This window comes from Dehalobacter sp. (assembly GCA_023667845.1).
Classification (GTDB): Bacteria; Bacillota; Desulfitobacteriia; order Desulfitobacteriales; family Syntrophobotulaceae; genus Dehalobacter.
In genome coordinates, this window is sequence record JAMPIU010000207.1 from 1 (window position 1) to 10,250 (window position 10,250).

The following is a 10,250-nucleotide window of genomic DNA, read 5'->3' on the forward strand; positions in this document are numbered from 1 at the left end:
ATCTGTTCCTGGGAAAGTCCCTTGAGATTTCTTAATACAATCAGATTCTCACTTAACATATCTATTCACCTCAAATTCGTACATTTCATACATTTCTTAGTTCTATGAATATTATAATGTTTAGTTACGCAGATCACAACCAACCACACTTGTCAGAATTTACGAATTTCTGTTATTTTCAGTTGCATCAATTATTCTTTTCGATTTATATTTTTTAATGTTCTGTTATGTAAAAGTTAATATATAAATTTAGGAATAATCGCATTTGTTTTATAGACCCATTCGGACACACTAGGCGTGAATGTCAGCAAGTCTACTTGTTATTTTAAGTGTTCAGATTCGAACACTTTACTTGTTTTCATGGCGAATGAAATTCAAATGAGCCTATCAATTCCTTTATAAAACACAATTCAAAATCTAACAAAAAAACGACAGGATTTTTCATCCTGCCGCAGTGTACTCTTTGCACACCCTATAGTTATTCTATGGGTTCATTTTTGTGTCATCAATCCTGTCGCCTCAACCCAACCTCTGGTCTGCGCCTATATGGACGCCTATTTCACCGTCGATATGTTCCCATATACACACTAGACTTGAGTAGATAAGATTGTTGTATCCCCTACAAACCTTGATTTTAAGCCGTTTTCTAAAGACTACTTTCTTGACAGAAGGCAAACGGTTTCCACATGGAACGATAGGCTCACCTCGATGTCTGGTCTGTATTTTTGATTTTGCCCGTTCGCGGGAATAGGTCAATAGTGGTTTATATGGCTGTTTTTTGTTCGAGGGAACAGGTCAACTGATTTCGTCCGTTCGCGGGAATGAGTCAACATTATTCCTCGAATACTTAACGGTCAAGAGAAAATCGGCATAAAGTGATACCTGTTACGCTCACATAATTCTAAGCCTTCCTTATGTATGATGTCCACCGATTATACACATCCTTTAGCGGTGCGTCTAGATAACTCAAAGCCTTGTCCTTTATCCAATCTGGCACACCGTAGGCGGCTTCAGCAATGCTTCCAGTAATAGCTGCAAGTGTGTCGCTATCGCCACCGAGAGAGATGGCATTTCGGATTGCATCCTCAAAGTCCGTACTTTCAAGGAATGCAACAATCGCCTGTGGCACCGTATCTTGACAGCTTTCATTGAAGCGGTAGGTGGGACGAATTTCGTCAAGGATTCTGTTAAGGTAATAATCAAACAACAATGGAATTTCCTCACGGATATGTTTCTTAGCGGCCTCCAGTCCGTACCCGTAGGCTATCATTATGCAATAGGCAGTCGCTTCTGCCCCCTTTATACCTTCCGGGTGGTCATGTGTGACACCCGACGAAACTATCGCCAGTTGCCTCGCATTATAAATGCTGGTTTCAGGGCAGTCACCCGGATAGTAGCTTTTGTAAGCATATTCGGCACAAGGAGAAACCCTCATTGCCGAACCATTGCCCCAGCTATTATAGGGTTTGCAGTCATCAGAATGTATCCACGCACCGAATCTGCCACCGTACCCTGAGTCAGGGTAGAGTCGTCCCCACTTCTTATAAGCATAGATAAAATCGTCGGCTTTACCACCGTTCATAATAGCATCTGCCGTAGCAATGGTCATCACGGTATCATCTGTGAAAAAGCAGTCGTCACGGAACAGCGGGAAGTCTTTGGTTTTTATGTTATGCCATTCATAAACTGAGCCTACGATATCTCCTATAATTGCTCCGAGCATTATTTACGACCTCCTCGCCGCTTCACATCTTTGCGGATTTCCTCAAAGCAAGTCTCGTCAACCGTTCCCGACTCGCGAAATGTCGCCACAGCGCTTGCCATTACCTTAAAGTTCAGCTTCGTACCTTCGCTATCAGCAAGGTAGTCAACCGCTCTGTCAGGAGCAATTCCGAACCTGCCGGCGGTCTGAACCGCATCGATATTCGCCCCAAGGAAGACAAACTCCCAACCATACTTTTCTTTTTGTTGCTTAATCTGTGCTTTAATCTTTTCGGCAGTATATTCACGACTAGAGTTTTCCTCACCATCTGTGATAATTACAAACATTACCTTTTCGGCGCGGTAATCTTCAGCAGTATGCTTTTGAGCATTACCAATTTTATTAATCGTCCTGCCGATTGCATCAAGAAGTGCTGTCGATCCGCCAACCTGATATTCTTTGTCAGTAATCGGGCTGACTGCCTTAATGTCAATACGGTCATGGAGCAGTTCATAGTTGTTATCAAACAACACAGTTGTAATGTAGCACTCACCATCTACTGCCTTCTGCTTTGCGAGCATTGAATTGTAACCACCAATAGTGTCAGCTTCCAGTCCGCTCATTGAGCCACTTTTGTCGAGTATGAATACCAGTTCAGTTAATCCCTTTTTCATTTTGGTAGCCTCCTAAGATTTATTGTAATCTTAGAATACTACTTTACTTGAGACCGGCGGTCGCTTCAGAAGCGACAAATTACCTTTGAGATGCAAAACCCTCATATCTGGGTTCATATTTATAATGCATTATCCCCTCAATCAATTCCAAAGCAAAAACACCTAAGTCTGCATCAATAATTATGTCGATTCGTCGGCAATTCGTTTTAATCCAATTTTTTATATTTGAAGAAGTAATGTTTAAGCTGCGCATCTCACTATCCGAAAGCAGTGATTTTGCAAGTGTTGATGGTGCATTCAAACCATAATGTTGACTGCAGAATCTTGCATTACTTCTATAATTAGCTTTTCCGATTTTTAGAAATTCGTCACCGAGCAAAAACATGTAGATTGCCATCTTCCCATCAGGCAATCGAGTAGGTGGAATATGCGGTAAACCTCTATCAACGATTTCATACTTGTCCTTAAAAATTGGTTTACCAATTGCTAATGTAGCTTTTTGAATTAGTGAATCTATTTCATAAACATAATCCATAATCAGCACCCTCCCAACAGCGGCTGGTCGTATTCAAACAGCACTTCATTGATCGCAAAAACATCGTACTTACCGTTTGCGATGAAGTACTCCACAATAACATCGAATTTGACGGCGTGAGATAGTGCATAGCCCGCTCGTTCCAAGAGGTCGTCGGTTTCGTCGAGAGATAACTTCAGCGCTACAGCAAGAGCAATAGCTGTGCGCTTGCTTGGCATATATCCTTTGTTGCTTCTGATCTTAGAGAATAATTTTCGGTCAAGGTTGGCACGTTTGTATACTTCAACATCCGTCATTCCTTTGGCATCAATCAAACGCAGGAGCATCTGAGAGAATGGCTCATCAAGGTTGCCAACTAAATCATCAAGCGGGGCAGGAGCGCCAATAGGAGCGAGCATTTCTTCAAGAAGAGGCTCATTGAATATATTAGCACGCTCATCTGCTTCGGATATGGCTTTGCGTTCTACATCAAGCAGCTTCCGTCGCTTTATTTGGTGTGTGTCAACGTAATGCTCATCTATGTAACTTTCGACTGCACCGAGCAGCTCGCGGCTTACAGTAAATGCCGATTTATCAAACACTACAAGTGTTATATCAATATCGTTGTTGATGAGAAAATCTTGAATTGCAGCAGTAGCCACTTGAAGGGCTTCGTCTTTTGGGTATCCGTAAATCCCGCTTGAAATCAATGGGAACGCAATACTTTCACAGTTGTTTTCGATGGCAAGCCGGAGCGACTCCATGTATGCGGAACGTAGTAGTTTTTCACTCTGCTCGGTATTCTGATATCTATAAACGGGGCCTGCCGCGTGAATAACAAACTTAGCGGGCAGGTCGAATCCTGATGTAATAACCGCCTCACCCGTTTTAATCGGGGAGAGTTTATCACAGGCAGCTTGAAGCTGTGCCGCTCCCGCCGCTTTGAAGATAGCTCCACAAACCCCACCGCCCATTTGCAGGTCGGTGTTGGCGGCGTTGACTATAGCGTCAACTTTCATTTTTGTTATGTCCTGACGGACTATGGTAAATGGCATCGTTAATCCTCCAATTCAATTGCTTTATTACATTTCAGCACACCTTCGCTATCAAATTGGTGATAGATTTATCTGCATCTCTTAGATCTATAAAAACAACCTCAACGTTAACCTTATCTTCTGACGAATACTTAAATTCACTTCTGCTTATTCTATCGGAATGTGGATAAAGTAATAGAATTTTGTCCGCATCATATTTTTTACTGTAAGCATACATTTGGTACATATCAGATTGAGAGATACCAAAGTTGCGGGAATTATCAGAGAGAAGTTTCCACTTTGTATCCATAACGATTGTACGATCGCTAAACTCTGTAACGATGTCAGGCCGGAGAGCAAAAGCACGGGTAGGGCTATCAAACAGGCTGTATCTGGTATCTTGTGTCCGAAGGTTAGCACGGTCACCGATGTGCCGACGAAACTTTGATGCTACAAAACTCTCAAAAACTTTCCCCATTGGAAACAAGAGTGCTAATGCGACCTCGCTTCCGGCAAAAGCGGTGAAGCTGTTGCCACGTAGGAAAACGCGGCACCAGGAAAGTGCCTTGACATAGTGGCTCATGCTGCGGTCGTTTATGCATTTTGAAAAATCTGATTCGTAGCTTGCGGAATAATCAACACCTTCAAAAAACATAAGCAAACGGATGGCATCACGACGATTGCGGCTATCAGTTGTCTGTTTCAAAAGAAAACGCAGTGTGGATTTAATTAACCGATTCTCAGGCCGATTGATACTAAAGTCGTCAAAGCAAACAAAGAATCGGTCTTGATTAATCAGGTTGTACTTGATGTTCTGGGAAGCCAGTAGTTTGCCTTTATAGAACCGCTCATTAGCCTCGACAGACGTATATGCTGCTTTTAATCCTTGTTTAGTCAGTATGGAAACCTCGTCAAGAAACATCTTGATAAATATTTCGAGAAGACTCATCCGATCTGTGTGCAGGTTCGAGATGTTAAAATCCTTAAATGTCACATCTTTGAGTGTTTTTAACATCTCAAGAAAAATCCGTTTTGTATCACCATCAGAAATATCACCGCTTGCTATCTTTGGTAAAATTTCTATGACCGTCCCATCTGTCATTGTTATTAATCCTACATAGTTACGAGCGGTGATAATTTTACCTATACCACGGCGAGCAGACAAGGAGAGCAGTTCGACCGCCTCTGTTTCTGCGTTAGAGGTATTAGCGAGAATAAAAGATTCAAGGGCATCAAAGGTTTTTTCCGGTAAACTCTGATAACCACTAAGTGATACGCCTCGTGTAAAACCTCCGTATTCAGTTATAGTGTAGGACTTATTAGAGAAACGCATAGGCGTCGACCTCCCTTAACGCCGCACTGTTTATCTCGTAGTATTCTGGAAAGTCAATGTCGGCATTCCCGAAAAGCTTTATGGCATCTGCTTTTTTTACAATGAATCGCGTACTATCATCCGGCTTCTGGTTATCACCCAACACAAGTTGGATCTTCTCATAATCATCATAGAAGTATTCCTGTAAGAGCGGAATTATCTCATTCTCAAAGATCGCTGCAAGGCGTTCGATGCTCGGGTCAGTTTTTAGTGATAGGAAATATGAGTGACCAATGGTATGTTCGCGATCGAGCAAAACGGTGATCCGCTTGTTAAGCGTATCAAGCATTTCAGCAATATCGATCCCATCGACAAGAATATCCTTGAGTATAGCCGATTCTGGAAGCATCTCAACAAAGCTGAATCGGCGGCGTAGTGCTGCATCAATTCGAGCAATGGAACGATCAGCGGTATTCATCGTACCTATAATATATACATTATCAGGTACACCGAACTTCTGACCTGAGTAAGGCAAAGAAGCTCTCAGTTGCTCGCTTGCCCCAATGCGTTTCGTCGGCTCGATGAGAGTTATTAGTTCACCGAATATTTTTGATATATTTCCTCGGTTAATCTCGTCAATAATAAAGACACGATTGGGAACTTTCATTGTTTGAGTGAACAGGCTAGGTTTTATTTTTTTCAATAACTGAAGCGTATCAGAAACGGATATTGACAACTTATACACTGACGGTTGCATCATTAGCTTTTCAGAGTTCAGTTCGTAGATATCTTCGTTGATGCCAGTAACAAGCCATTTTACCTTGCGCAGCCTTTTATAATGGGCATATTCATCGTGCCATTCGGGTTCACCTGTGATAACGCCAATAGCATCTATCGTTTTGTTCGAGTAACACGAAAGAACGATGTCACCGATTTGCATTTTATAATAAAAGGCATTTAATATGTTTCTCCCGTTATCACCCTTTTCATAGGAGTCTGGCGGCGTTTCACCGTAGCTATCATATCCGATGCGAATATGGTTATTTGCGAAACACTCGGTACGGGTTGGGTTATCTCCCGTTCCTTCAAGAGAGACCTTCCACACGGTTGGATTCTTACCAATTCCCAAGTCGACATCTGCACCGCTCCCAACAGGCGCTCCTGCTTTGTCACAGAACGCCTTAAAGATCCCGTCATGAACCTCATATTCGATTTCACGACCAGATTCGGCTTTATCTTCCGACGAAACAACAGGGCGAATGCCCTCAATGAACTCCTCATATCCGAACGATTGATGAAATGTCGTAAATGCAACGAGCCCATCTTCTTTGTACTTTAGATAGCGGGCAAACACTGCATCATAATTCTCTGCTTTCACGTCAACGAAGGGTTTTTCCTCAATGATCGCAACAGCATACAGTATGGAACTATATGTCTTGCCGGTGCCTGGTGTTCCATAAAGAATAAGGTTTTTAGGCGTTCTATAGATGCCGGATTGACCAACAGGCGTATTATCCGTAGTAATGGCTCCAACTGACACGACTGGTGCACCCTTGCTTTGGAGGAAACCGAGGTAGTGTTTTATGCCACTTTTTAAATCATCTCTTTGGACAGACGATTCAATATCAAAAACAGCTTCCATCTTTGTGTAATCGCCGCCACTGGTTTGGAAATACCCATCGAGGCCTCCGTTCTCAATTGCGGCATTAAGTTCGTCGTAAACGGCAACAGCAAATACTGCTCGTCCGTTCTTTAGCTTGGTTTTGCCAATAGCGGATGCATAGGAGTTTGCAGAATTAGGTGAGCCACCATTGTTTATATACCATTGTCTAAAGGCTGCTCGCTGCTTTTGCTCATCAGCATCTGAAGTTCCGCTTGAACCAGCCGACGTTTTATCATCTTTCTGTGTCCACGCAGTATAAGATAACTCGGGAAATGTAAGGTTGGGAGACTGTTCACCAATTTTCGCCTTGAGCGTATCAAGAAAAGCCACATACTCATCTCCAGTGCAGTTGCTGCTCGGGGCGATTACCCCATATTTTGCAGAAACGTACGCTCGAGAATTACCATCAAGCGGCATAAAGATATTAGGTCTAATCCAGTATAGACCCATAGTGATATAAGCTAGACCATTGCCACTAACGGCAATAGCCTTTTCGAAGGCATTTTTAAACTCGTCAGTAAAGCTATTTGTCTCAGCAACCTTTACTGCAAGAATAAATAACTCCCATATCTCATCAACGCCTGCAAAGAATGACTTCCTGTTATCGAGAGTGGGTATACCAGCAAACTGCGTCGGAGCAGAAAGTTTAATATCAAACGTTTTGGCGAGAACTTTTGCTAGTACAGTGCGATTCGCATCTGTTGTGCCACGATTCATAACGCCAACCACTGAGAATGGGTCAATCTGGTAATGCCGGGGGCCCCACCAGTCCTCACGCTCGAAATGTAGATATTTCATTAATGGCTGTTCCGACGAGACATTCTTCATCAGGGCAAAGAGTTGATCCCGCTTATCACTGTATACAAGCAATTTATCGGCGAGTGCCTCATAAAACGGCACCCATTGATATGCATTATCCATGATTGTCACCCTCCTTAGTTATCAAACTTCGACCTATATTTTTGAGAGCCGCGCATGAACAAGCGGCAGCAATATTTTATCTATTTCTGTTCTGAATTCTTCGTCTTCTAGATACCGTTCGCAGAATTTAGTGTTCTCTGCCATACGGGAAAGTACAACATCCATAATATTGTTGTCATAGATTATTTTAAAGAGATCGAGCGGATTTTTGGCTCGAAGAACCATTTCCTCGTTGCTTGCCATGTCCTGCACAAACTGCTCTAGCACCTTATCCATCTCGGTAAAGTTGGTGCCAAGCCTCTCATTTAGTTTCTGGATAATCTCTGATAGCTTTTCTTTCTCGTCCTCAAGAGGTAGCCCTGTGCCGGAGGTCTTACCGTATAATACTCCGTCCTCTTTTACAAGCTCAATAGTACCTTCATATGACTTTTGGAGGCGATAGTATTGCAATAATACTTCGTTATCGAGGTTCGGTGTTCGCTCACCAGCATCCCTCGGTAGCTTACGAATCAATGCCTTAGCGTAGGCATAGAACTTATGAAGTTTCTCGTCCCCAAGCTTGATAATATGTGTAAGAAATGAATACAGGCGGATAAACTTTGCAAGTGCACCCTTGAAATCCATCTTGTCCTGTTCCTCTGTAAGAGCATTGTAGCGGTCAACGGCTGGATCTATGAAAGAGTTTAGCTTCGCTAAGTCGATATTTCCCTGATTTTTCGTTTCCTTAAAGAACACCTTTGCAAAAGCCTCAATTTCGCTATCCAGATAGAGCATAAAGCTGTCAAGGACATTCTTGATATCGTAAATGGTATTCGGATCGGTCGTTTCAGAAACGCCGGTCTCCTGATAATAGTCTTGAAACGCCTTTTCAATGTCCTCACGGGAATTTACGAAATCCAGAATAAAGGTTTCCGTCTTGCCTGGATAAGTGCGATTAACGCGGGAGAGTGTCTGCACAGCCTTTACGCCGGACAGTTTCTTGTCTACATACATCGTATGTAGGAGTGGTTGGTCAAAGCCAGTTTGGTATTTTTCAGCTACAAGCAAAAGTTGATATTCAACCGAATCGAACTTCTCCACCGTTTCAGAATCGGGAAAATTATTCAGATTGGATTCTGTATATTCCTTCATCTCTCCGGTTACGTTGTCTTTAACCATGCCGGAAAATGCGACCAATACACCAAGATCCGTGTAACCCATCTTTTTGATGTATTTCTGAAACTCAAAATAATAACGCACTGCATGTAACCGTGAGCCTGTCACAAGCATCGCTTTTGCCTTGCCACCAATGCGATGCTGAACCTGACTACGAAAATGTTCAATAATGACCTCAGTCTTTTGAGCAAGGTTGTGTGGGTGAAGCCCCATATATTTGCCAAGAGCTTTATTTGCCTGACCTTTCGAATAAACTGGATCATCAGCAACTTTCTTACCGATCTGAAAATAAGTTTCATAAGTTGTGTAATTTTCGAGAACATTGAAAATGAAGCCTTCCTCGATAGCCTGCCGCATACTGTAAACATGGAATGGCTCCGGTTTTCCGTTAACTGATTTTGTACCGAAGATCTCAAGCGTCTTTTGCTTCGGTGTAGCGGTAAATGCAAAGAATGAAAGATTCTGCTGCTGACCATGTGTAGCCATTTCGGCTGCGATCTCCTCGTCGGTGTCCTTTTCCTCGGCTTCGGCTTTCGCTTCTTCAACGGCATATTCGTGCAGTTTTTTTTCGATAGCGTCTTCGCCTTGTGCAGAAATATCAGCCAAAACTTCTTTCAAGCGTTCGCTTGCTTTGCCTGTTTGAGAGGAATGTGCTTCGTCTACGATGATGGCAAATCGCCTACCTTCTGTTGCTACTCTCTGTACGTCGACAAACGGAAACTTCTGTAAAGTGCAGACAATGATTTTATCACCATTTTCGAGTGAAGTAGTTAGTTGTTTTGCATTCTTGTCGACACGCACGACCACCCCCGGCTTGTGTTCCATATTGTAAATATCACGCTGAAGCTGTTTGTCGAGAACACGACGATCGGTAATAACTACAATGCTATGGAATATTGATTCGTCGTTTGCATCGTGCAGATTCGTCAAGTGGTGGGCAAGCCATGCGATGGAGTTCGATTTGCCCGAGCCAGCCGAATGTTGAATCAGATAGTTCTTGCCCGACCCGTTCTTGTAAACGTCGGCAACGAGTTTTCGCACAACATCTAGCTGATGATAGCGAGGGAATATCAGCTTCTCTTTACCAGTCTTCTCATCTCTCGTAAGTTGTACGAAACGGTGAAGTATGTCTAGGATACTATCCCTTTGAAGAACTGGATTTATGTCAATATAGTAGACACAAAAACTCGAATTTTTTATGCTGATTTTTCAGCCATATCTTCACATTGCTGAGGGGTAATATACCCAATGCTGCTATGGATTCTTTTTCTGTTA

At 42.7% G+C, this 10,250-nt stretch carries 7 protein-coding genes; all 7 read right to left on the reverse strand.

Annotated features, from left to right (window positions below; genetic code table 11):
• Positions 1-901 precede the first annotated feature (901 nt).
• Positions 902-1,723, reverse strand: a complete 822-nt coding sequence (locus NC238_17900) for an ADP-ribosylglycohydrolase family protein (protein ID MCM1567785.1) — start codon at positions 1,721-1,723, stop codon at positions 902-904.
• Positions 1,723-2,376 (reverse strand): VWA domain-containing protein, encoded by a 654-nt coding sequence (locus NC238_17905; protein MCM1567786.1) that lies wholly within the window; start codon positions 2,374-2,376, stop codon positions 1,723-1,725. Before NC238_17905 ends, NC238_17900 begins: the two co-directional genes overlap by 1 nt.
• 79 nt (positions 2,377-2,455) lie before the next feature.
• Positions 2,456-2,911, reverse strand: a complete 456-nt coding sequence (locus NC238_17910; GenBank protein MCM1567787.1) for a hypothetical protein — start codon at positions 2,909-2,911, stop codon at positions 2,456-2,458.
• Between the two features lie 2 nt (positions 2,912-2,913).
• Complete coding sequence (locus NC238_17915) at positions 2,914-3,945, reverse strand: macro domain-containing protein (GenBank protein ID MCM1567788.1); 1,032 nt, start codon at positions 3,943-3,945, stop codon at positions 2,914-2,916.
• Positions 3,946-3,979: 34 nt separating this feature from the next.
• On the reverse strand, positions 3,980-5,257 hold the full coding sequence (locus NC238_17920; protein ID MCM1567789.1) for an McrC family protein: 1,278 nt from the start codon (positions 5,255-5,257) through the stop codon (positions 3,980-3,982).
• A complete protein-coding gene (locus tag NC238_17925) occupies positions 5,244-7,820 on the reverse strand; it encodes an AAA family ATPase (GenBank protein MCM1567790.1) in 2,577 nt (858 codons plus the stop codon). Before NC238_17925 ends, NC238_17920 begins: the two co-directional genes overlap by 14 nt.
• Positions 7,821-7,853: 33 nt before the next feature.
• Positions 7,854-10,016, reverse strand: coding sequence for a DEAD/DEAH box helicase family protein (locus tag NC238_17930; GenBank protein ID MCM1567791.1), 2,163 nt, complete (start codon positions 10,014-10,016; stop codon positions 7,854-7,856).
• Positions 10,017-10,250 lie beyond the last annotated feature (234 nt).

Bases quoted from the DNA above. Each gene is read 5' to 3' on its own strand.
- NC238_17920 (MCM1567789.1), bottom strand. From the start codon at position 5,257: ATGCGTTTCTCTAATAAGTCCTACACTATAACTGAATACGGAGGTTTT.
- NC238_17925 (MCM1567790.1), bottom strand. From the start codon at position 7,820: ATGGATAATGCATATCAATGGGTGCCGTTTTATGAGGCACTCGCCGAT.
- NC238_17915 (MCM1567788.1), bottom strand. From the start codon at position 3,945: ATGCCATTTACCATAGTCCGTCAGGACATAACAAAAATGAAAGTTGAC.
- NC238_17910 (MCM1567787.1), bottom strand. From the start codon at position 2,911: ATGGATTATGTTTATGAAATAGATTCACTAATTCAAAAAGCTACATTA.
- NC238_17900 (MCM1567785.1), bottom strand. From the start codon at position 1,723: ATGCTCGGAGCAATTATAGGAGATATCGTAGGCTCAGTTTATGAATGG.
- NC238_17905 (MCM1567786.1), bottom strand. From the start codon at position 2,376: ATGAAAAAGGGATTAACTGAACTGGTATTCATACTCGACAAAAGTGGC.